The 26,595-nt window shown below is 59.0% G+C and carries 5 protein-coding genes; 2 read left to right on the top strand and 3 right to left on the bottom strand.

Annotated features, from left to right (window positions below; all coding sequences use genetic code 11):
* Positions 1-231: 231 nt before the first annotated feature.
* Positions 232-3,084, top strand: coding sequence for a two-component system sensor histidine kinase RcsC (gene rcsC / locus N1689_RS11315; protein WP_161733350.1), 2,853 nt, complete (start codon positions 232-234; stop codon positions 3,082-3,084).
* A 54-nt stretch (positions 3,085-3,138) separates the two neighbouring features.
* Here the strand turns inward: rcsC and rcsB are convergent, their stop codons facing one another.
* The 3 genes from rcsB to N1689_RS11300 are packed head-to-tail and all read right to left on the bottom strand — an operon-like array spanning position 3,139 to position 7,622.
* Positions 3,139-3,789 carry a response regulator transcription factor RcsB gene (rcsB, locus tag N1689_RS11310; RefSeq protein ID WP_003854204.1) on the bottom strand — a complete coding sequence of 217 codons (651 nt, stop codon included), beginning with the start codon at positions 3,787-3,789 and terminating at the stop codon, positions 3,139-3,141.
* A 1-nt stretch (position 3,790) separates the two neighbouring features.
* On the bottom strand, positions 3,791-6,448 hold the full coding sequence (gene rcsD / locus N1689_RS11305) for a phosphotransferase RcsD (protein WP_161733348.1): 2,658 nt from the start codon (positions 6,446-6,448) through the stop codon (positions 3,791-3,793).
* A 19-nt stretch (positions 6,449-6,467) separates the two neighbouring features.
* Entirely contained in the window at positions 6,468-7,622 is a 1,155-nt protein-coding gene (locus tag N1689_RS11300; protein WP_150010514.1) for an MFS transporter, read from the bottom strand.
* Positions 7,623-8,360: 738 nt separating this feature from the next.
* Between N1689_RS11300 and N1689_RS11295 the strand changes: the two genes are divergently transcribed.
* A complete protein-coding gene (locus tag N1689_RS11295) occupies positions 8,361-26,369 on the top strand; it encodes an Ig-like domain-containing protein (protein ID WP_260058906.1) in 18,009 nt (6,002 codons plus the stop codon).
* The last annotated feature ends 226 nt before the right edge of the window (positions 26,370-26,595 follow it).

Raw genomic sequence — 26,595 nt, 5'->3', positions numbered from 1 at the left:
ATCGTCCACATCATCCGTGGCGTGGACGCTTTGCTCTTCGGGCACAGCAAGCCTTTCTTATTGGGGTTGTGGTGTTGCTTTGAGGAGATGCAGATGGTGCTTTGGCTGTCTTAAAAGATTCCCAAACCTTCCGCTAAGCCTGCGGCTGGCTGGCTTTTTTCGCCCGATAAAGCTAGTGTATGGGCATTAAAAATCGATGATGCGACTAACCTTGCCAACTGCGAGTTACCTTTGAAATATCCTGTCTCTTTCCGCACTACGCTTCGCATCTCGCGCTATCTTTTTCGCGCGCTGGCGCTGCTAATCTGGACGCTGGGTGCCGTTCTGACAGCGTTTTACATCATCAGCGTACTGCACAATAAAGAGACGCAGGTCCGGCAGGAGTTCGCCAGCAACTACGGCACGATACAGTGGTATGTGCGCCATTCGGCGGACATGATGCGTGAGCTGAAGTACATCACTGAAAACCGCTTAACCAACGCCAGCAGTGGTCTCGATGTGCTGACCGGCATGATGCCAGGTAAAGCCACCCAGCCGCAGTATACGCCGCTGTTCTCGGATGGCGACTGCACCTCAATGAGCAATACCTGGCGCAATTCGCTCGATTCACTCAGCTACTACATCAATTACTGGAAAAGTAACTTCGCCTCATCGTATGAACTGAATCGGGTGTTCTTTATCGGTGGCGAGAGCCAGTGTCTGGCCGACTTTACCATTGGCAGCAGTAATGCCGATCGGGAACGCAGCCTGAAATCGCTGCGTGAGAATGTGCTCCGCTATCGCAATAGCAGTGAGGAGGATCGCCGCAATCCGATGTACTGGATCAACAGCAGTGCTCAGCCCGGTGTCGGCACCTTCTATATGGTGGTGCCGGTTTACGTCGCCAACAAGTTACAGGCGCTGCTGGGTGTTGAGCAGAATATCCGCCTGGATGAGTTTATTCAGCCGGGTAGCCTGCCGGTCATTGCGTCCATTACCGATGAAAATTATCGTCCACTGCTTAACTCGCGGCGCGGCGGGCTGGGCTTCTCGCTCGATAATCTGCCGGATGATAAAACCTGGTTCGGTTATCTGAATGGGTATCGTCAGCTGGTGCTGAAGAAACCGCTGCCGCCGTCCGACCTTAATGTGGTCTGGTCGATACCCACCGATGTGATGGTGGATCAGCTCAAGCTGATGATCATTAATGCGCTGCTGCTCAATATTTTCAGTGCGGTGATCCTGTTTACGCTTGCCTGGGTATTTGAGCGGCGGATGTTCCTGCCGGCGGAGGAGAATGCGCACCGGCTGGAAGAGCATGAGCAGTTTAACCGTAAGATTGTTGCTTCTGCGCCGGTTGGGATCTGTATTTTACGCACCAGCGACGGCACCAATATTCTGAGTAACGAACTGGCGCATAACTATCTGACGTTGCTGACGCAGGAAGATCGTCTGAAGCTGAATGAGATAATCGGCGGACAGCAGGTCAATTTTGTCGATGTGCTGACCGGCAGTAATACCAACCTGCAAATCAGCTTTGTGCATTCGCGTTATCGTAATGAGAACGTGGCGATTTGCGTGCTGGTCGATGTCTCAGCGCGTGTGCGGATGGAGCAGTCTCTGCAGGAGATGGCTCACGCGGCAGAGCAGGCGAGCCAGTCAAAATCGATGTTCCTTGCTACCGTCAGTCACGAACTGCGCACGCCGCTGTATGGCATTATCGGTAACCTCGACCTGTTACAGACCAAAGAGCTGCCCAGCGGCATCGACTCGCTGGTGACGGCGATGAACAACTCCTCCAGCCTGCTGCTGAAGATCATCAGCGATATTCTCGACTTCTCGAAAATTGAGTCCGAGCAGTTGAAAATCGAGCCGCGTCCGTTTGCCCCACGTGAAATCGTGACCCACATCGTCGGCAACTATCTGTCGCTGGTGGTGAAGAAGCGGCTGACGCTCTACTGCTTCATCGAACATGACGTGCCACAGGTGCTGGACGGCGATCCGCTGCGTCTGCAGCAGGTGATCTCGAACCTGCTGAATAACGCGATTAAGTTTACGCACACCGGTTGTATTATCCTGCATGCCTGGGTTGCGGAGGGCTATCTGGCCTTCCGCGTCCGGGATACCGGGGTCGGCATCCCGGCGAAGGAGCTGCCGCGCCTGTTTGATCCCTTCTTCCAGGTGGGAAATGGCGTGCAGCGTAATTTCCAGGGCACGGGGCTGGGACTGGCGATCTGTGAAAAGCTGATCAACATGATGGATGGTGACATCGAGGTCGACTCAGAGCCGGGCATGGGCAGCCAGTTCATTGTCCGTATTCCGATCTACAAAGGACAGAAGCCGTCGCTGATGCTGCTGGAGGGTTTGCAGGATAAGAAAATCTGGCTGGCGATGCGCAATGACTATCTGGCGCAATTTGTTACCCGCCAGATTCAGCAGCAGGGCATTGAGGTTGCGGAGTATAACGGTAAGCCGGGTCACGACGATGTGGTGATGACCGATTACGAACTGGAAATCGACTTACCGCTGCGGGCGCTGATCACCTTTGACGGATCGCATGTGGATATGCCGCGTGAACGTCAGCCGGGGCGCTGGATCCACTCGACAGCCACGCTGCACGAGGTGCCGGCTCTTCTGGCGCGCATCTATCGTATTTCGCTGGGCCACGATACAGCGGATGCGTTGCTGCTTGCCGCGCCGGTCGAAGAGAAAGTGCATAACGATGACATCATGGTGCTGATTGTTGATGACCATCCGATTAACCGCATGCTGCTATCGGAACAGCTTGGCACGCTGGGCTATCAGGTCAAAACCGCGCAGGATGGCGTGGATGCGCTTAACGTGCTGAGTCGTAATGAAATCGACATCGTGCTGACGGACGTGAACATGCCAAACATGGATGGTTATCGCCTGACGCAGCGGTTGCGTCAGCTGGGCCATCTCTTCCCGGTGGTGGGCGTGACGGCGAATGCGCTGGCGGAAGAGAAACAGCGTTGTATGGATGCGGGTATGGATAACTGTCTGTCGAAACCGGTGACGCTGGATGTGCTGAAGGTGACGCTGGCAATCTATGCTGATCGGGTGCGTAAAACGCGGCCAGGATAAAGCAGGATAGGGCAGGAGAAGAGGCGGTGCAGACTGCACCGCCTCAGACGTAACTTAGTCTCTTTCGACCTGACTCTGGCTGACAGACGACAGGTAGTTCAGCAGCGCGATATCATTATCCACGCCCAGTTTCATCATTGCTGATTTCTTCTGGCTACTGATGGTTTTGATACTGCGGTTCAGTTTCTTGGCGATTTCGGTCACCAGGAAACCTTCTGCGAACAGACGCAGTACTTCGCTCTCTTTCGGTGACAGGCGTTTGTCGCCATAACCACCTGCGCTGATCTTCTCCAGCAGCTTCGCAACGCTTTCCGGCGTATATTTCTTGCCTTTCTGCAGTGCAGCCAGTGCTTTTGGTAAATCGGTAGGCGCGCCCTGTTTCAGGACAATCCCTTCGATATCGAGATCCAGTACAGAACTCAGAATCGCCGGGTTATTGTTCATGGTCAGAACAATAATCGACAGATCCGGATAGTGACGTTTAATATATTTAATCAGCGTAATGCCATCGCCATACTTCTCACCTGGCATAGAGAGGTCGGTGATCAGGACGTTAGCATCAAGCTTGGACAGATTGTTGATCAGTGCTGTTGAGTCTTCGAACTCACCTACAACGTTGACCCATTCAATTTGTTCCAGAGACTTTCGGATACCGAAAAGGACAATTGGATGGTCATCGGCAATAATTACGTTTAAGTTATTCATCTTATTGGTTACCTTGCTGCAGCAGTTGATTGACGTAAGCGTCAATATCACTGGTGGTATTTGTAATGTTTGAATCGTCACACGCTTTAATGTGGTGTTCTAACTCTTCACAAAGCTGTTTGCCGGGAGTCAGATTGAGCATGGCAAACACGCCCTTTAGGCGATGCGCTGTCTGAGCAAGCGAGGCGTAGTCCTTTTCCGCTGACTCAGTATACAGTCTCTTCACATCAACCGGTACTGTCTCCGTAAACAGCTGGAAATAGCCACCGCTCATCAATGGCGTGGCCGTGTCGTCTTCCATGTCATTATCCATCACATCATGCGACAGTTGCTTCTCAATCAGGGCCAGTAAGGCATCGAGCATCGCATTACTGAGATTGAAATTGACCCGATACTGCTGGTCGTTCAGTGCATGATGACCCAGCTCATCTTCCGCCAGCAGCAGTGCCCAGCCGCTAAGCTTTGCGGGATCGTCGGTCACCAGCACATCGTGATCCTGACCGGAAATGCGCTCATCGGGCGTCAGACAACGCGCGCCCCAGTTTTCCAGATGGCGGCAGACGATTTTATGTACGTCCTCCACGGTGATCTCCACCAGCGCGGTCACACCATCCAGAATCTTCTCCTCTTCTTCTTCGCGCTTCTCTTCCAGCACCAGCGGCAGCTGCATGTTGTAGCGCGTGCCGATATCCGCTTTTGCCACGATATCGAGACTGCCACCCATCTGCTTGCAAAGCTGCTTACACAGGAAGAACGCCATGCCGGAAGCCTGTCCGTAGCGATCCTGACTGGTATCGCCCAGGAACGGGAAGTCGACATTCGCCAGCTCATCCACCGTCAGACCCGCACCGGTGTCCACCAGTTCGATGATCACTCTATCGGCCTGTTTGTCCGCAGCCTTAACTTCCAGGGTGATTTTTCCCCAGCGGGTGGTGGTCAGAGCATAGTGCATCAGCGTGGTCAGCACTTTGCGCAGTGCGCGACGGTCGCCAAATCGCGTCTCGTCATTCGCCAGATGATTATTCACCACCAGCGACAGTCCTTTGCGACGCATCAGCGGCAGGCTTTCCAGTGCGATTTCGTCCAGCAGCTCCTGCAGGTTAAAGACGGTCGCATCCGGTGACCAGTCATGCGCCTCAAGCCGGTTGAGCAGCACGATATCATCTACCAGTCGCGCCAGTCCCTGGCTCTCATCGAGCAGGTCCAGCACGGTCTCATCGGCATCACGCTGGCTGAGCTGCACCAGCTGCGTCACCATCTTCTCCAGAGGCTGATTCAGTGCATGGCCCAGATTGTGCAGCAGCTGCTGACGCATCTGATGATTGCGATCCAGCACCTGCTGCGCTTTCTGCAGTTTCTTATTCACCAGCAGCTCACGATCCTGGTCACGCATCATAAACAGCTGAGTATGTGGCGACAGCACGCTGCGGGCGTGGCGAATCTCATACACTTCGTTATTGATAGTGGCCTGCAGCACGCCCTGATGCTGGTCGGACATATTAATAATCTTCTGCAGATTGAGATGCGGCAAAAGATGTTCAGCAATCTTATTGCTCAGCAGGGTGCGGTTGCTGGCAAAGTCATACACCAGCAGGCCGACCGGCAGGCTGGCCACAATCTCTTCATTCAGTACCCGTAGCGAATCAAGTTCAGCGCTCTGATTCTCGCTGGGACGCAGCGACTGCTGGCGCAGCAGCACAATACCCGCCAGCGACAGCAGGAACAGCAGCAGGTTGATCAGCAGCGGCCAGAGCAGGTTGTGCAGGCTGTCGATAATCAGGCGGGTAATCGGCACCTGATAGACCAGTTGCAGCGACGTACTGGGCAGGGTGGCCGTAATCTCAATATTGGGATTAACCAGCGTGATGCGGGTGTTTTCCACCTCCTGCTGATCGGCTGTCGTGGCAGGCATTGAGCTGTCCTGACGCAGCTGGAAGTTTTCCAGCGGCATGTTCTGCGGAACAATATCGTTAACCGGCAGATCAAAGGCGACCACCGTGGCCAGATGGCCCGGCTGATTGAAGGTGGTGCGCAGCGTGAAATAGTGGTCGTTCTGGAAGGCGAGATGGCGCAGCGGCGAGAAGCTCTCGCGTTCATCCAGCGCATTGGCCTGTTGCAGCATCTCCGCGCGGCGGCTATCTACCATTGAGCTGATAGCGCTCTCTTTATAGCGCGTCGCCATATCTTTCAGCGGCAGGGTCGAGATCATAATCAGGCTGTTGTCCTGACCATTTAAAAAGTACATCGACCAGGTGGGATTTTCTGCGCCCCACAGCGTGTCGAGATAGTTCGACATCCGCATGGTCATATCCAGCGTGCTGCTGTCGTGTGAGCCGAAAATCAGCGCCTCGGTTTTACGCCGGGTTTTTTCCAGGTAATAGACGTCAGGACGCAGCCGCGTCTCCTGCAGATTACTGCCGGGTGTTGCGCCTGCCGCACTGGTGGAGAGGTTTTCATAGATCTGCCAGGTGGCAAAGCGGTAGGCGTCGATGCGCTTCTGCACGTCACGCGCCAGATCGTCCATCGCATAGCGTTTACCAGTCAGCCAGGCATTGACCGAGTTATGCACCATAAAGCCCAGCGCCAGCAGCAGCACCAGATTGAAAACCACAAAAAAGCGGGTGACATTGCCGGAGGTCAGTGGAAACTTATACAACATAGCGTGTCAGGTACCTGAATTATCGCGCAACTTTTCGCGCACTGGCGGCTACCGCTAGCAGCAACAGCGCGATCATTAGAAATGCGCCGCTGAGGCTGATCCATTGCGAAATGAATCCGATTAAAGCCGGACCTGAGAGAATACCCGCATATCCCAGCGTTGTCATGGCAGAAATCGCCAGGTTCGCAGGCATATCCTGTTGATTCCCGGCAGCATTGAACAACATCGGCACCGTATTGGATAAACCAAAGCCAACCAGCAGGAATGCCAGCAGGGCGATCTCCGGCCACGGCAGCCAGACGGCCAGCGTCATGCCCGCTGCGGCGGTCAGTGCGCCCGTCAGCATCACCGGATAGCGGCCAAAACGCTGGATGATCTTATCGCCGCTAAAACGGCCCAGCGTCATCGCCACCGAAAAGACCGCATAGCCCAGACCGGCGTAAGCGGGTGACATCGCCGGGTTCTGCAGCAACAGCAGCGCACCCCAGTCCAGCACTGCCCCTTCCGCCAGGAACAGGATAAAGCAGAGCAGGCCAAGAAATGCGACCCAGCCACGTGGGATCACCAGCCAGGGCTGATCGGGCTGGTGCAGACGCTGGCTCATTAACACCGGCAGTCGCCACAACAGCAGTAACAGCATTACGGCCATCACTACCAGGGTCGCGTGCAGCGGCGTAAATGAGCGGCTCAGCAACAGGCTCACCGTACCCGCACCGAGAATCCCGCCCAGACTGAAGAAGCCATGAAAGCCAGACATCATCGGCTTATCAGCAGCCTGCTCAACCTGTACCGCCTGATAATTCATCGCCACATCCAGCATGCCCAGACCGGCACCAAACAGCATCAGCGCCGCGGCCATTACCAGATGAGAGTCAGCCGTGGCCAGCAGCGGCATCATAAGCAGCACTAACAGCGTCGAGAAACCCATCACCCGACGGCAGCCAAAACGTGCCACCAGCGTGCCGGTCACCGGCATCGCGGCCAGCGAACCAATTCCCAGGCAAAGCAGTAACGCGCCTAACGAGGCACCGCTGAGCTGCAGACGATCGCGGGCAAACGGCACCAGCGGTGCCCAGGCTGACATCCCCAAGCCATTAATCAGAAAGATAGTGCGCGTGCCCCAGTTCAGGCGGCTCTGATGCTTATGTTGTTGTGCAGCGTCCAGTGCAGTCATAGGTCAGATTCATCAAAGATAAAGCGGAAAAGTGTAGCTCTGGCCGCGAGTTCAGTGGCCGTTGCGCCTCTTATCAAAGTGGTGCAGCAACATCGTTTAAAGGGCAAAACCGGGAGTTTACCGACTTTTGCTGCGCCGCGAATTTTTTCCAGAACTTTCCTGGTATGACCACCACACTCGCGGCGTGACTTAAATCAAATTTCAAGACCAGTTTTCAACCACTTGCTGCCCAACAAGACGGAACAGGACCAGTCATAAATGATGGCTGAATCGCATAATTAACAAATTTATTTTTCCGGTCTCAGGTTTTCTAAAGGGTGGTTTTTTAACCGTTTTTTATCATTCATGGAAACAGTCAGCAATAAATTGACATAAAAAACAAGGGCAAAGCACATTTTTTGAAAACTGAACTTCATCTGTGGCTAATGTAATCAAGATTAAATCATAATGAAATCTGTACATTTACGTTGATTTTTATCGCGGTTACGCTAAAAATCACCCTGTCAGAACTGTTACATTTCGCGTCAGTCTGTACAGCTAAATCTAACAATAATACCGCCACGCTTCGCTTTTCCAGGGGCGTGTGACGCACTTTTGTTTTGCCGTTTCTATATGCACCAGGTTGAGACGCCTTCTGTTGTTCAGAAGGTGAAACTATGTGTGAAGGCTATAAGCATAAAATAATTTTATGTTTATAGATTCAGTATATTAGCCAATCTGGTGGAATAGAGGTTACAAATGGCAGAACTCACGCAAGGCCGTGTAGACATTATCTCGCGCGAAAACGGCACACTCCTCTCACAGACCGCTGGCGGTTCGTCACAATCCATTAACCTCACCGAACCCAGCGTTGTGCGCATCAGCGGCACGCGCGACATGGTGACGCAGTTCGAGCGCCAGGGTAACGATCTGGTGCTGAAAATGCGAGACGGTAGCACGGTACGCTATCAGAAATTCTTCCTCGACGACGCCGATGGTCAGCACAGCGAACTGGTGTTCGATGATGGGGTCAATCCACCGGAACATGCGCTCTTTCCGCAGACTGCCGAGGGTGCTGAACTCGCCTCCAGTTCGGTGACGCCCACCTATGAATCACTCGACAGCGTAGAGCCACTGCTCCTGGCGGATAACACCAACACCTCAATGGGCGTGATAACAGCGGGCGGTCTGGGTGTGCTCGGCTTAGCCGGGCTGGCCGTTGGCATCGGCGGCGGCGGTGGTGGTGGTGGTGGTGGCAACGATGGCGGCACCGATTCCGGTACACCGGTTACGCCAGGGACACCTGCTATCACTCTGAATACATTCGCTGGCGACGATGTACTGGATAACGCAGAAAAAGCCACCGACCAGGTGCTGAGCGGCACCACCAGCAATGTTGAAGCGGGACAGATTGTCACTGTTACGCTGGGCGGCCAGACCTACAACGCTACCGTAGGTGCGGACGGCAGCTGGAGCGTTACGATCCCGGCAGCGGCGCTGGCGGGACTGGCTGCAGGCACCACCACCATCGATGTCAGCGTCACTAACACAGCAGGCACGGCGGCCACCGGCAGCCTGCCGATTACCGTCACCGCTGCCGATCCTGGCACGCCTGCGACGCCAGCTATCAGCCTGAACCCGTTTGCGGGCGACAACCTGCTGGATAACAGCGAAAAAACCACGCCACAAACGGTATCCGGCTCCACCAGCAATGTTGAGGCAGGTCAGATTGTTACCGTCACGCTGGGTGGCCAGACTTACAATGGCACCGTGGGTGCGGATGGCAGCTGGAGCGTTGCGATTCCGGCTGCGGCACTGGCAGGACTCGCGGCAGGCACCACCACCATCGGCGTCAGCGTCACGAATGCCGCAGGCACGGCGGCCACCGGCAGCCTGCCGATTACCGTCGCCGCCGCCGATCCTGGCACGCCAGCGACGCCGGTCATCAGCCTGAACCCGTTTGCGGGCGACAACCTGCTGGACAACAGCGAAAAAACCACGCCACAAACGCTGTCTGGCTCCACCGGTAACGTCGAAGCAGGACAGATTGTTACCGTGATACTGGGCGGCCAGAGCTACAGCGGCAGCGTAGCAGGCGACGGCAGCTGGAGCATCACCGTGCCTGCCGATGCGCTGAGCGCGCTGGCCTCAGGCACCACCACCGTCACGGCAACGGTCACTAACCAGGCGGGAACCGCCGCCAGCGGCAGCCTGTCTCTTACCGTAGAGGCACCGCTGACGCAGCCGGGTACGCCGGTCATCACCATCGATCAGTTTGCCGGGGATGACATCCTCAGCAATGCTGAGAAAAGCGGTGACCAGCTGCTGAGCGGCTCGACCACCAACGTCGAAGCCGGCCAGATTGTCACTATTACGCTGGGCGACCAGACCTATAGCGCGCTGGTGGATGCGCAGGGCAACTGGAGCATCACGCTGTCGCCTGCACAGCTGAATGCGCTGGCCGCCGGAACGGTTGCCATTTCGGCGGTCGTCACCAATCAGGCTGGCACTGAAGCCAGCGAAAACCGCGCCATCACCGTCGATACGCCGGTGGTTACGGGCCCGCCAGCGGTCACAGTGGATGATTTTACCGGTGACAATCAGCTGAGTAATGCGGAGAAAGCCGCTGACCAGATCGTGACCGGCAGCACCAGTAACATCGAACCCGGCCAGCGGGTGACGGTGACGCTGGGCGGTCAGACTTACAGCGGCAGCGTGGATGCGCAGGGCAACTGGAGCATCACATTGCCATCAGCGGCCTTGAGCGTACTGGCTGCTGGTGAAACAACCCTGACGGTTTCGGTCAGCAATGCTGCCGGTAACACCGTGACCGGCAGCCTGCCGATCAGCGTGGAAGCGCCAGTCACGCAACCGGGCGAGCCGACCGTGACCATTGGTCAGTTTGCCGGGGATGACATTCTCAGCAACGATGAAAAAGGGACGGCACAGACCCTCTCCGGCACGACCACCAATATCGAAGCGGGCCAGACGGTAACCGTTACCCTGGGGGGGCAGACTTATCCCGGCACCGTCGGTGGCAGTGGAAACTGGAGTGTGATTATTCCGGCAGCCGCGCTGGGCAATCTGCCAGCGGGCTCGAATGCCATTGGCGTCACCGTCAGTAACGTCGCGGGCGTAACCACCAGCGAAACCCGCGATATTTCGGTGGATGTGCCGACAACAGAGCCAGGCGTACCCGCCCTGACCCTGAATGATTTCGCGGGCGATAACGCTCTGAGCAACGACGAAAAGGCGGTTGATCAGCTGGTCAGCGGCACCACCAGTAATGTTGAAGCCGGACAGCTGGTGACGGTTACCCTGGGCGGACAGACCTACAGCGCCAGCGTGCAGGGTGATGGTAGCTGGAGCGTCACCGTTCCGTCAGCTGCGCTCAACGCGCTGGCAGCCGGCACGACCACACTCACCGTTTCGGTCAGCAATGCGGCGGGCGATGTCGCCACAACCGCGCAGCCGATCACCGTCGAAGCCCCGGCAACGCAGCCGGGTCAGGCCACCGTGACCATCGACGCCTTTGCCGGGGATGACATCCTCAGCAACAGCGAGAAAGCCAGCGACCAGTTGCTGAGTGGCACTACCACCAATATCGCTGAGGGGCAGCAGGTTACTGTCACGCTGAACGGAGAAACCTTCACCGCCACGGTTGGCGCAGATGGCAGCTGGAGCGTCACGATTCCGGCCAGCTCGCTGGCCGCGCTGACAGCCGGAAGTGCGACCCTGAACGCTACGGTTAACAATCAGCCCGGCACCCCCGTCAGCGAAACCCGCGACTTCCTGGTGGAGTCATCGGGCACTGCGCCAGGTACCCCGACATTAACCATCAATGCCTTCGCTGACGACAACGTCCTGACCAACGATGAGAAGCTGGACGCTCAGGCGGTCTCCGGCAGCACCACCAATGTCGAAGCGGGACAGATTGTCACGGTGACGCTGGGCGGCCAGAACTACAGCGGCACGGTCGGCGCCGATGGCAGCTGGAATATCGCTATCCCTGCCGATGCACTCGGTGCGCTGGCGGCGGGCGCAGCCTCGCTGGTCGTGACGGTCAGCAATGCGGCTGGCACCACCGTCAGCGATACGCTGGGAATTACCGTGGAACCACCGGTTACTGAGCCGGGCCAGCCGGTGATCACGCTCGATCAGTTTGCCGGTGATGATGTCCTGAGTAACGACGAGAAAACCAGCGATCAGCTATTGAGCGGTACCACCACCAACGTTGAGGCGGGTCAGATTGTTACGGTCACGCTGGGTGATCAGACCTACAGCGCCACGGTTGGCGCGGATGGCAGCTGGAGCCTGAGCATTCCTGCCAGCGCGCTGACGGCCCTGGCGGCGGGCAGTGCCACCATCGCGGCCACGGTCACCAGTCAGGCAGGCGTAACGGTAAGCGAAGATCGGGTGATCGCGGTGGAAGCGCCTGCGGAGCCGGGCACGCCGACAGTCACGATCGCTCTGTTTGCCGGTGACGATCTGGTGGATAACAGCGAGAAGGCCGTCGATCAGACGCTGTCCGGCAGCACCAGCAACGTGGAGGCGGGCCAGACGGTCACCATTACCCTGGGGAGTCAGAATTACAGTGCGCTGGTCAACCCGGACGGCAGCTGGAGCACGCAGATCCCGTCTGCGGCGCTCAGTGCCCTGGCGGCAGGCACCACGGCCATCACGGTTAGCGTCACGTCGGTAGCCGGTGCTTTAGCCACTGACAGCCGTGACATCAACGTGGCGCCGGCAGCCGGTGAACCTGGCGTGGTCTCTATCAGTGAACCTGTCAGCGTTGATGGTTTCCTTAACCTGCAGGAATTGAGCAGCGATCTGATCATCGGCGGCTCGGCGGTGGGCGTCAATCCGGGCCAGGCGGTGCAGCTTAACTTCAACGGCAACACTTACAGTGCGGTGGTGGGCAGTAACGGCTTCTGGAGCGTTACCGTTCCGGCGGGCGATCTCAATGGTATCACCGACGGTGTGAAACTGATCTCCGTCACCGCAACCGACGCCAGTGGTGCGCTGCTGACCGACTCCGCTCAGCTGAATGTGGTCACCACCACACTGCCGCAAATCACGCTGAATGAAAGCGCGATTACCGATGGCATTCTCAATCAGACCGAAGCGGGCAGTGATCTGCTGATCGGTGGCAGCACCGGTAAAGCGGTGGCGGGCCAATTGGTCGAAGTACTACTCAACGGCAAAACCTACAGCACCACGGTCAATGACGACGGCAGCTGGGACCTGACGCTGCCTGCCGCCGATCTCGCCTTACTGTCGCAGGGCGCTAACAGCCTGACCATCACCGCGATTGATGAGGCGGGCAACCGCGTGGATGAGACGCAGAGCTTCAGTGTCGACACGCTGCCACCGAACCTGATTGTGGCGGAAGTCGCAGGCGGTGATGGTATCCTTAACAGCACGGAAGTAGCTGCAGGCGTGCCGGTCAGCGGTTCAGGTGCGCTGCCGGGCGAACGGGTAACGGTCTCGCTGAACAACGTCATTTACAGCGCAACCGTGGATGAGCAGGGCAACTGGACGGTGGATCTGCCGCCAGCGGCGCTGCAGGCCCTGTCAGATGGCAGCAGCTATACGCTGGTAGTTACACTGACTGATGCCAGTGGTAATACCACCACGCAGACGCAGCCCCTGACGGTCAGCACGCAGCCTCCGGTTGCGACTGTTACCGCACCGGGCGGTGATGGCGTCCTGACCAACAACGAACTCACTACGCCGCTGCAAATCAGCGGAACCGGCACACCGGGTGACAGCGTGACGGTGGAGTTAAACGGTAAGTCCTACACCGCCATTGTTGACGAAAACAGTAACTGGAGTGCATCCGTCCCGGTGGCCGATCTCGGCACGCTGACCAATCAGACCTATCCGGTGACCGTCACCGTGACCGATCCGGCCGGTAACATCAGCACTCAGAATACGGAACTGCGGGTGGCTACCGCGGTGCCCGCTCTGACGCTCAACGATCTCAGTGATGATGGCGTGATCAACGTCAGCGACGCGCAGCAGCCGCTAATCGTCAGCGGAACCGGCGACGAAGGTGACATCATTCGCGTCACGCTGAATAACCTGACCTACAGCGCCGTAGTGGCGCAGGATGGCAACTGGAGTGTAAACGTTCCGGCTGCCGATCTGGCGGGTGTGCCCAACGGTACTCAGCTGGTCTCGATCGTGGCGACGGACGCGGATGGCAATACCACGCCAGCCAGCAGCTCGCTGATTTTCGCGACCACGCCGCCACTGCTGGACGTCTCTACGCCGGGCAGTGATGGTTATATCAACATCGCTGAACACACGCAGGATCTCACCATCAACGGGCGCGGAGGGACGCAGGGCGACACGGTGGCAGTCAGTTTCAATGGCGAGACTTACACCGCCACGGTTGACACCAATGGCGCATGGAGCGTGACGGTACCCGCTGCCATCATCAGTCAGCTGGGAGACGCTCTCTACCCGGTTGACGTGGTCATCAGCGACGCTTATGGCAACAGCACGACCGTCGCTTCCAGTGTCACGGTGCTGGCGGCAACGTCACCGGCACTGACTATTGATCCTGTGACCGGCGATAACCAGGTCGACAGCGCGGAACAGCTCACGGACATTCTGGTCACCGGTAGCGTCACTGGCGTACCGGCCGGTCAGCCGGTATTACTGAGCATTAACGGTCAGTCTTATGATGGCGCAGTGCTGGGGAACGGAAGCTGGAGCGTGACTCTGCCCGCCGGATCGCTGGGTGCCGCAGGCGATAAAACCTTTACCGTGGCGATTACCGACGTGGCCGGAAATCCGGCACTGCCTGCCGAGGGGCAGTTCACCGTGATCGCCACCAACGTGCCGTCGCTGTCGATTGCCCCGATCAGTGATGACAACGCACTCAACGTGCTGGATGCGCAGAGCGATTTGATCCTCAGCGGCAGTTCCGCAAACCTGCCGGCGAACAGCCCAATCAGCGTGACGCTGGTGCCGGGCGGCACTCTGTACAGCACCACAACCGATGAAACCGGTAGCTGGACCCTGACCGTGCCCGCCGCCGACCTGGCGAACCTGGCGCAGGGTAACACCACCGTTACCGTCTCCTCAGGGGATGTACAGACCAGCCAGACGCTGCTGGTGGCAACGACGCCGCTGGCAGAACCCCAAATCAACACACCTTTCACTGACGGCATTCTCAACACTGAGGAAGCCAGCACAGCGCAGACGCTGACCGGCTCTGTCCAGCCTGGCCAGGCCGTCAGCGTGACCCTGGGTGGCATCAGCTATCCGGCAACGGTAGCGGCAAATGGTGACTGGAGCGTCACGCTGCCGCCCGATGCGCTACAGGCACTGGCGCAGGGCAGCAATCCCGTTACCGTAACGGTGAGCGATGTCGCGGGTAACAGCACCAGCATCATTGAACCGATAACGGTGGATACCGGGGTACCGGCGCTGACCGTTAATCCGATTGCCACCGATGGCATTATCAATGCGGCTGAAACAGTCACCGATCTGACCGTCAGCGGCACCGTCGCCCCGGGCAGCAGCGTCAGCTTTGTGCTGAATGGTGAGACCTACAGCGCCACGGTTGCCGCGGATGGCAGCTGGACCGCCACCGTACCCGCTGCCGATCTGCAGCAGCTGACTGATGGCCGTTACGATCTCAACGTGACCGTTACCAGCGTCAGTGGCAACGTTGCTACCACGCCATTGCCGGTCACCGTGGCTACCACCGCACCCGACTTTAGCATTAATGCGCCCGCTGGCGATGGCGTGCTGAACATCGCGGAGCAGGCTGCTGGCTTCAGCTTCAGCGGCGCAGGCAGTGATGGCGACCGCGTCAGTGTGACGCTGAATGGCGTCACCTATACCGGCACGGTTGATGCTGATGGAAACTGGGCACTGGCCGTACCGCCTGCTGCGCTTGCCGGTCTGACCAACGGCAGCAGCTATCCGGTGGTGGTCACCGTCACCGACGCGGCTGGCAACAGCAGCAGCCAGAACAGTGCGCTGACGGTTGCCACCACGCCGCCTCCGCTGGTGGTCGCCCCGGTCAGCGGTGACAACGCGCTGAGCACCGCTGAACTGGCGGAGCCGCTGGTCGTCAGCGGCAGCGGTCAGAACGGCGACATTGTCACGGTCCAGCTCAGTGACCAGCTCTACAGCACCACCGTCGGCGTAAATGGGCAGTGGACGCTGCAAATCGACGCGAGTGATCTGGCGGCGCTGCCTCAGGGCACGAATCCGCTCACCGTTACCGAAATCAATGCTAACGGGAATCAGAGCAGCCAGGTGGTTGAGCTGAATGTGGCAACCTCGCCGGACGTGCTGCCTGTGCTGACTGTCGATAGCAGCGCCTTTGCCGGCGACGGTATCGTCACGGCCGCCGAACAGTTACAGCCGATTACGGTGCGCGGCAGCAGCAGTAACGTCGAAGCGGGCCAGCAGGTCGTCATCACCCTGAACGGCACCGACTACAGCGGCGTGGTCGGGGCCAGCGGCAACTGGAGCATTACGCTGCCTGCGGGCGCACTGGCAGAGCTGGGCGAGGGCAGCCAGACGCTGAACGTCAGCGTGATCAACGTCGTCGGCAACAGTGCCAGCAGCTCGCTTAATTTCAGTGTGGACAACACGCTGCCATCGATCGCGCTGGCACCGATCAGCGACGACAACTACCTCAATGCCCAGGAGCTGGGCGGTGCCGTTGTGGTCAGCGGCAGCACCAGCGGCCTGCCTGATGGCAGCATTATTACCGTGCTTGCCAACGGCACCACAGCCAGCACCAGCGTGGCGGCCGATGGAAGCTGGAGCCTGACCTTACCGGCAGGCGCCTTTAACGGCGCGGCCGATGGCGCGCAGACGATTACCGCCACAGCCAGCGACGGCAGTGGACAACAGCTTGCCACCAGCGACGCTACCCTGACGGTGGTGGCCAGCACACTGCCGGTGGCCACCCCAGGCGTGGCCTTTGATGACGGCATTCTCAACGGCGAGGAAGCCCTCAGCGGCGGCGTGATCACCGGTAACACTGGCGTGCCCGGTGACGGCCAGACGGTTATCGTCACGCTGGGCGGCACTAACTACAGCGGCACGGTCGACGCAGCGGGTAACTGGCAGGTCGCGGTTCCGCCAGCGGCGCTCTCTGCGCTACCACAGGGCACCACGCCTTACACCGTAGTGGTCAGTGATGTGGCAGGCAACAGCAGCCAGGCTGACGGCAACCTGGTGGTGGATACCCTGCCACCGGTACTGAACTTCATCACCCCTTCCGATGGCATTATCAACGCCGCTGAGAGTCAGCAGCCGCTGACGCTGACCGGCAGCAGTGAAGCCAATGCACTGATTGTGGCCAGCTTCAACGGCACCAGCCTGAGCACCACCGCAGACGTCAACGGCAACTGGTCGCTGGATCTGCCCGCCACGGTTTATACCGGGCTGGGCAACGGCACCTATCCTCTGACCGTGACCGCCAGCGACGCAGCAGGTAATGCCAGCACCACCAGCCGCGATCTGGCGCTGAAAGTAGAGGCTGGCACGCTGCCGACCCTGACGCTGGATGCCTTTGCCGGTAATAATGTGGTCGATGGTGCGGAACGCCTCACCGATCAGCGTCTGACTGGCACCACGTCCAACGTCGAAGCGGGCCAGCTGGTCACCGTGACCCTTGATGGCACGGTCTACAGCGCCGCCGTGCAGGCGAGCGGAGCATGGAGCCTGATCGTGCCAGCCGGTGCGCTGGCGGCGATTGCGGAGGGCAGCGCCAGTTTCACCGTGGCGGTCAGCGACGTGGCGGGCAACACCACCACCACTAATCTTACCTTTGACATTAACAGCAATGCGTCTGGCCTGGCGATGGATGCCATCAGTCAGGACAACTATCTGAATGCACAGGAGCTGGGTCAGCCGCTGATTGTCACTGGCACCTCGGCGAATGTGCCTGAAGGCAGTCTGGTCACGCTGCTGTTTAACAACATCAGCTACACCGCGCAGGTCTCGGCCAGTGGTCGCTGGAGTGTGATCGTTCCGGCTGAGTCACTGACGGCGCTCGCCGACGGGCCTTACACCGTCGCGGTCACCGCGACGGACAGCGGCGGGGCGACCCTGAGCAGCGAAGCCGCGCTCAGCGTGCTGGCGACGCTGCCAGCACCGCAGATCGTCTCTGCTTTTGGCGATGGTCTGCTTAACAGCAGCGACATCACCACGTCACAAACCCTGAGCGGCACCACAGGTGTGACAGGTGACGGCCAGACGGTGAGCGTGCTTCTCAACGGCGTGACCTACAACGGCACGGTCGACAGCAATGGCAACTGGCAGGCCAGCGTGCCAGCCTCCGCGCTGGCCGTTCTGCCGGAAGAGACGCTTAACTACACCGTTAACGTACAGGATGCGGCGGGTAACACGGGCAGCAGCCAGGGCAGCGTCACGGTCGATCTGACGCCACCGACCCTGTCGCTTGATCCGGTTGCGGGCGACAACAGCGTCAATATCGCTGAAAGCACCGCGCCGATTGTGCTCAGCGGCAGCAGTAATGCCGAAGCCGGTCAGCAGGTCACTCTTACCCTTAACAACCAGATCTGGACCACCACCGTCACCCAGGATGGCGACTGGAGTCTGACGCTGCCCGCGGGTGCCCTGGCAGGGATTCCGGCCGGTGCGTATACCCTGACCGTGACGGTCAGTGATGCGGCGGGCAATCCGGTTACGGAGACGCGTGAAATCACCGTCGCAACCGGTGCCCTGTCGGTCAGCATTAATACACCATTTGGCGATGGCTATCTTAACCAGGCTGAAACGACGGTCAGTCAGACGCTGAGCGGCAGCACCGGCGTCGCGGGCGAGGGTCAGACCGTCAGCGTGACGCTGGGCGATAATGACTACCCTGCTGCAGTCGATGCGCAGGGCAACTGGACGCTGATCTTAACGCCAGCGCAGGTGCAGGCACTGGGTGAGGGCGTGACGACCCTGGTGGTCAACGCCAGCGATGCCGCCGGTAACAGCGGTTCACTGACCAGCGCCGTCACGGTCGATCTCACACCGCCTCCGTTAAGCATCAATCCTATCGGCAGCGACAACGTTATCAATTCAGTTGAGGTGCTGGAAGCAGTCGCGATCAGCGGAACCGCCTCAGTCGCGGATGCCGGACAGACGGTCACCGTCAGTTTCCAGAATACCGATTACACCACCCGGGTCCTCTCTGATGGCACATGGCAGGTGACTCTGCCTGCCGTTGTCGTACAGGGGCTGGCGGATGGCAGCTATCCGGTCGATGTGACAATCAGAGATGCGGCGGGTAACCTGACCACGGTGACCCAGACGCTGACGCGTGATGCTGACAGCCTGAATCTGCCGACCCTGACCATCGGGACAATCAGTGACGATAACTTCCTTAACCAGGCCGAGTCGCTGCAGGATCTGAGCATCGGCGGCACCAGCACCAATCTGTTGGAAGGCCAGCTGGTCACGGTAACGCTGAACGCCATTCAGTACAGCGGCACGGTGGCTGCGGATGGCAGCTGGACCGTAATCGTTCCGGCTGCCGATCTGGGCAATCTGCCGGATGGCGATCAACTGCTGGTTGTCGTCTCAGCGGATACGTCTGGCAATCCGGCCAGCGCCAGCGCCAGCCTGGTCGTGCTGGCCAGCGCGCTGGTTCAGCCAACGCTGACTCTGAACGTGGTGGCAGGCGATGATGTGATCAATGCGACTGAGGCCACCACGGATGTCGCGGTCAGCGGCAGCAGTACCCTGCTGGCGGCAGGAACGCCGGTGACCGTGTCGTTTAACGGTACTGATTACAGCACCACGATTGATACTGACGGCAACTGGACGGTGACGGTACCGTCTGCAGCCTTCATCAACGTTGCGCCGGGCAGCACGCAAACCTTTACCGTCACCGCCAGTGATGTTGCCGGTAACCCGGCCGTCGCCACGCAGGAGGTCAGTTTCAGCACCACACCGCCTGTACTGGCAGATATTACGGTCAGCGCGGGTAACACCCTTAATCTGGCGGAGTCGCTGCAGGATCTCACCATCAACGGCACCACCACGGGCGCCCTGCCGGTGACGGTAACGGTGACGATGAATAATGTCAGCTACACGGCCACGGCGGATGCTGACGGGAACTGGACCCTCACCATTCCCACAGCCGACGTGCAGCAACTGGCAGACGGCCCTAACGTCATCATCGTGTCGGTCACTGACGCGGCGGGCAATGTCACCACCGACACCACCACCACACTGGATGTGGCGTTTAATACCCTGCCAGCGCTGACCCTGAACACGCCGTTTGGCGATGCGCTGGTCAGTGCAGCCGATGCCGAAGGCGCGTTAACACTAAGTGGTGACAGTACTAATCTGCCGGAAGGCAGCGTAGTGAATATCACCGTCGGCACACAGACTTTCAGCACCACCACCGATGCCAGCGGTAACTGGACGCTGAACCTGGCTGCAGGCGCACTGACGGGCCTGGACGATGGACTGACACAGGTAGTCGTCACCGCCGCGGATGCGGCAGGAAATCCGGCGCAGGTTACCGCAGGCGTTGAGATCCTGCAGAGTGATCCTGTTTCAGCCGCCTTCGACACGACACTGTTCGGCGATAACATCATTAATATCAGCGAAGCCGGTTCCGTTCAGCTGGTAACCGGCACCTCCACCGTCGTGCCGGGCCAGACCCTGAGCGTCACGGTAGGCGATGACAATATCCCGCTGTCGGTGACGGTCGATGCCAATGGCAACTGGACTGCCAGCCTGCCCCCAGAGTTCATCGCCAATCTGGGAACCGGTGAACACACGCTGACCCTGATTACCACGGATCGGGCCGGTAATAGTATTGAAACGACCAAAACGTTCGTCGCCGCGATTACGCCGATTGCTAATCCAACGCTGGATACGCCATTTATCGATGGCCGTATCAATGCTGAAGAGGCCGCTGCAGGCGGATCCCTGACCGGTACGGTAAACATTGATAATGCCACCTCGGTTACGGTAGCCGTTAATGGCACGGTCTATTCCGCTACGCTCAGTGCGGATGGTTCGCGCTGGTCGCTGGATCTGCCGCCTTCTGTATTGCAGTCATTGCCGGATGGCAACTGGCCGGTGAGCGTGACCGTCACCGACGCGAACGGCAACAGTGCCAGTACCAGTGGCACTGTGCTGGTGGCCGTCAATGCGCTGCCGGACGTGACGCTGAACCTGCCGTTTGGTGACGGTGCGCTGAACGCCACCGAAGCGGGAACAGAGCAAATCCTCAGTGGCACTACCGGCATTACGGGTGCAGGACAGACGGTATCGGTGCTGATCGCCGGCTTTAATGGCGACCAGCCGCTGGCCGCCACGGTGCAGAACGATGGCAGCTGGTCGCTGACTCTGTCGCCGGCACAGTTAGCCACCTTCACCAGCGGCACGCATACCATTACCGTGACCGCCACCGATATTGCGGGTAACAGTGATGTGACGGCCCTGAGTGTGGTAACCGAAGTGGCTGTGCCTGTCCCAACCTTCAATACTGGCGCGTTTGGCGGCGATAACGTCCTGAATATCAGTGACGCCGCGGCAGGTATCACCCTGACCGGCACCACCGGCAGCGTGGGGGATAATCAGGCGGTCAGCATCACTGTTGATCTCAATGGCAGTCTTTATTCCGGCTCGGTGGATGGCAACGGCAACTGGACCGTTGACCTTCCTGGCAACGCGCTGAGTTCTCTGGGTAACGGGACGCAAATCCTGACGCTTAACGTCGTGGATGCGGCGGGTAACAGCGCATCAACACAGTTGCCGTTCACCTCCGATCTCAGCGCGCCGCAGCCTGCGGTCAATCCGGAATTCCTCGGCGGCTATGTGAATAGCGGCGATGTTGACACAGGCATTACGCTAAGCGGCACCACCGGTGAGGCGGGCGCGAATCAGACGGTGCAGTTAACGCTGGGCGGCACGACTTACCCTGCAACAGTGGATGCCAATGGCAACTGGACAGTGCCACTGACACAGGCGCAGCTTTCAGCGCTGCCGGATGCCACCTATCCGGTTACCGTGACGGCAACGGATGCAGCGGGCAACAGCACGACCATTAACAGTTCGCTGGTGCTCGATAAAACCCCGCCGGTGCTTAGCTTCACAGCCTTTACTGGCGACAACGCACTGAACTACGCCGAGAGCATTCAGCCGCAGATCCTCAGCGGCACCGCGTCAGGCGCTGAGACCGGTGCCGTCGTCACGGTGTCGCTGAATACCACAACCCTCGGCACGGCAATAGTTGACGGTAACGGCAACTGGAGCGTGACGCTGACGCCGGAGCAGATGGCCACCTTTACGCCATCGACCACCCTGGCGCTGGCCGTGACCGATCTGGCAGGCAATACCGCAACCAGCAGTGTCCCGCTGACGGTGGATCTGACGCCACCGCCAGGCCCGCTGGTCACGCTGGGTACAGTGTCAGGCGACAATATCATCAGTTCTCAGGATGTGGCGGGTGGCGTGGTGTTAAGCGGTACTTCGGCTAACCTCGGCACGAGTGGTTCAGTGACGGTCACTATTAACGGTCAGACCTATGCCACTACGCTGGATGCATCGGGCAACTGGTCAACGGCTGCGTTGCCGGTCACTGCCTTTGGCAATGCGGACGGCAGCGTCGCCATCACGGTAAATGCCACTGATGGCACGACCCCTGTCACCGTTAGCGGTAATGTGCTGATTGATCTGACACCACCGGCTCTGACGATTAATGCCTTTGCGGGTGATAATCAGGTCAATGGTAATGAAAACGCCACCAGCCAGGCAATTAGCGGCACCGCCGATGTCGGTGAAGCAGGCCGTACGGTGGTTGTGACCTTCAACAACCAGACTTACAGCGCCGTAGTGCAGAGTAACGGCACCTGGTCCACCACCGTTCCTGCCAGCGCGATGCAGGCACTGACCGATGGCAGCGCGCCGGTGATCACCGCGCAGTTGGCGGATGTCGCCGGTAACGTGACGACCGTGACACAGCAGGTGACGGTGGATACTGCCGCGCCGCTGGTGCAGGTTGACGCGCTGGCGGGTGATAACGTGCTTAACGCCGCTGATCTGGCCGTCAGTCAGGTACTGACAGGCAGCGCACAGGGCGCAGAAGGCCAGACCATCGGCCTCTACCTGGGCGATGCCGCGCCGATCGCTACCGCAACGGTGGGTGCAGATGGCCGCTGGAGCATCGATCTTGCACCGAATGTCCTGTCGGGCCTCACTGACGGCGCGCTGGTGTTTGGCGTGCGGGTGAATGATTTAGCCGGTAACCAGACCGACGCGACGCTGACGGTCAACAAAGTAGTTAACAGTGCGCTGACGCTGGTGGTTGATTCGGTATTCGGCGACGGCACGCTCAGTGCGCTGGATACCACGGTGGCGCAGACCATCTCGGGAACGGCGACGTCGGCAGGTGTCGGGGCCACGGTATCGGTGGTACTGGGCGGCACCACGCTCTCTGCTTCGGTGGGTCAGGATGGTAAATGGGCCATCGTGGTGCCACCTGCGGTGCTGGATCTGGTCACGGACGGCAATCTTGCGGTTAACGTCACCCTGACCGATGCGGCAGGCAACACCCGCACGGTGGGTGAAACCGTGACGGCGATTGTCGATGCGGTGCCGGTGGTGGGCGCGCTCACCGGGCTGTTTGGCGGCGATAACCTGCTGAACATTGCGGAAGCGGCTGCCGGACAGCTGGTGGGTGGCGTAATCAGTAATGCGGCTGCAGGTTCACAGGTGACGGTGACCTTTGGCAGTAAAACTTACAGCACGACAGTGCAGGCGGGCGGAGCATGGAGCGTTAGCCTGCCGGGCAGCGATCTCACCTCACTGCTTGATGGCAATCTGACGCTGGGCGTCAGCGTCCGGGATGCGGCGGGTAACGTCGCCTCGAACAGCGCGTCGATTGGCATCTTTACCCAGACACCCTCCATTTCCCTGACCTCTCTGTTTGGCGATGGCGTGCTGAATCTGGCTGATATCGCCACCGGCCAGGTCATCAGCGGGGTGGTGAACAACGTTGCGCAGGGCAGTGTGGTGACGCTTTCAGTGGGCAACAGCCAGCTGACCGCGACCGTGGGTGCGGGCGGCGCCTTCAGCGCCACGGTGACGCCGGATATCCTGGGCACCCTGGCGCAGGGCAATCTGACGGTCGGCGCGTCAGTAACGGATGCAGCGGGGAATACCGCCAGCACCAGCGCCGGTATTCGCGTCGATACGCTGCTGCCAACCATCACGGTAAATCCGCTGTTTGGTGATGGTCTGCTGAACGTAGCGGATGCGCTGGTAACCCAGGTGATTGGCGGCGTCGTCGGTGGTGCAGAAGCGGGATCGCGTGTTGTCGTATCGGTGGGTTCACAGCAGTTTGTGACGGCAACCGATGCCAGCGGCAACTTTAACGTCTCACTGACGCCTGCGCTGCTGCAGGGAATTGCGGATGGCAATCTGACCGTCGGCGTCAGCGTCACCGACAGCGCCGGTAACACCAGCAGCACCACTGCCGGCGCGCTGGTAGGTATTCACAATCTGCCGAAGGTTACGCTCAATCCGTTGTTTGGTGATGGCGTGCTGAACCTGGCGGAATCGCTGGTTACCCAGACCATCAGCGGCACGGTCTCCGGCGTGGCAGCGGGCAGCAGCGTCAGGCTGGCCATTGGCAACACAACAGCCACCGCGCTGGTCAACGCTGATGGCACCTTCTCCACCACCGTTTCGCCAGCTGTGCTCTCGACACTGCTGAACGGTAACTTCACCGTCAGCGCGGCGGTCACTGACCCGGTCGGCAACGTCAGCAGCACCAGTGCAGGCGTGTCACTGGGGCTGGTGCAGCCAACCCTGACGGTGAATACGGTGTTCGGCGATGGCGTCCTGAGTGCCGCCGATCTGGCCTCGAACCAGACGCTGAGCGGGACCTCCAGCCTGTCGGCCGGTTCGACCGTCAGCGCCACGCTGAACGGTCTGACCTATACCACCAAAGTGGTGAGTGGCGGCAACTGGAGCATCAGCGTGCCGAAAGCGGATCTTGCCGCGATCACTGACGGCAGTAAAACCGTGACGGTGACCGGCACAGATGCCTACGGTAACGTGGCGAACAGCAGCGGAACACTGAGTGTTATCAGTCAGTCAACGCCTGTGGTCGCCATTACCTCACTGTTTGGCGACAATGCGCTGAGTGCAGCCGATGTCAAAACCGCGCAGACTATTTCAGGCACCGCCAGCAACGCCGAAGGATCGGTAATACGCGTTACGCTGGGTGGCCAGACTTACAGCACCACGGTGAGCAGTAACGGCAACTGGAGCCTCTCTGTACCGGCGGCTAACCTCGCCGCCATTGCGGATGGTCTGCAGACCGTGACGGCCAGCGTCATCAACGGCGCGGGCAGCAACGGTTCCACCTCGGCGTCGCTGGGTGTGGTGAGTCACACCATGCCGACCGTCAGTGTGAACAGTTTCTTTGGTGGCGATGGTTATCTCAACATCGCGGAAGCCAATACGGCTGAAACCATCAGAGGAACCAGTACCAACGCGGCGGGCGGTACGGTAACGGTTAACGTGGCAGGCAATGTCCTTACCACGACCATCGGCGCGAATGGGGCATGGAGCATCAGCGTGCCGTCAGCGACGCTGAAAGGGATCGCAGATGGCAGCCATCCACTGACCGTGACGGTGACGGATATTGGGGGCAATACCGCGACCAGCACCAGCAGCTTTACTGCACTGTCCCATAATCAGCCGCTGGTCGGGGTTGATCCGGTGCTCAGCATCGTCGGTTCTCTGCTTACCGGTCTGGTCGTGCAGGGGGGATCGCTGAATGCAGCGCAGGGATCGAAAGTCAGCGTGACGCTGCTGCTTTCCAACGGCAGCAACGGGCCAACGCTGAACACCACCACCGATGCGCTGGGGCGTTACGCGGTCAACTTCTCACCCTCACTGCTGTCGGTGGGTGGCCTGCTGCTGTCGCTGAACACGCTGGCAAAAGTCTCCATCACTGACGTGGCCGGTAACAGCTACACCACCACCAACACTCTGTTGCTGGGTTCGCTGCTGCCGGCAACGCTGGCGGCAACCGAGTCGGTGGCACTCTTCTCGGTAGCGGACGACAGCGTTACCGTCGCCGGTGCCAGCGTGGAGACGCAGCATAGCAGCAGTACCAGCAGCGACGATAACAGCGCCCATGTAGCCGTGGCCTCGACGCTGATTACCGAAGCGGATACGGTGACGCCGGTCAGCAGCAGTGAAACCGTGGTAGCCAGTGACACCGCTGTGGCGGCGGCACCGGCAGAGGAGGTGGGCTACACCATTGGCGGCGTCGTGATTACGCTGGCCGATGGCAGTACGGCAGAGGGCGCTTCGGTGATCGGCAGCAGCGGTGCAGATACCGTGACGGTCAGCGATCTTAACTTTACCCATATTGATGGCGGCGCAGGCACCGATACTCTGGTGCTGAATGGTGAGTATCTCAATCTGGATCTCACCGCGCTGGGCCTGAAAGTTGAACACATTGAAGTGCTTGATTTGGGTAAAACCGGCACCAACTCCGTGAAACTCGATCTCAATGAGGCACTCAATATTACGGACAAACAGAGTGATGATTTGCTGATCAAAGGCGCAGAAGGCAGTCAGGTCACACTGGCGAACAGCAACGGCGGTATCTGGGAAGTGACCGGCGAGCGCACGGTGGAGGGCAGAGTCTTTGAGATCTACCACAACTCGGCGCTGAGCAGTGAAAACACCCTGGGTGATGTGCTGGTGCAGCAGAACCTGCAGGTCCACGTGGCGTAGTCACAGCAACGTCTGTCAGGTCGCTCTGAGAAGCGGGTGCGTAAGCACCCGCTTTTTTTATTTTAGTCACGTAATAATTTCACTTTCCAGATTATCGCCACTATCCATTAGCAGAATGAAAGATTAGGGTAAGCGCAGCAAACGGCGTTACGCCGTAAATCAGCATTCTGGCTCCATTTGTCGCTTTTATCAGCGTCCTCTTTCATCATCCCTGTTACCTGCGGGT

It is taken from the genome of Pantoea sp. XY16 (assembly GCF_025153065.1).
Taxonomy (GTDB): domain Bacteria; phylum Pseudomonadota; class Gammaproteobacteria; order Enterobacterales; family Enterobacteriaceae; genus Pantoea; species Pantoea alfalfae.
The sequence above is the reverse complement of the archived record's forward strand: the minus strand, read 5'-3'. Positions and strand labels throughout refer to the sequence as shown.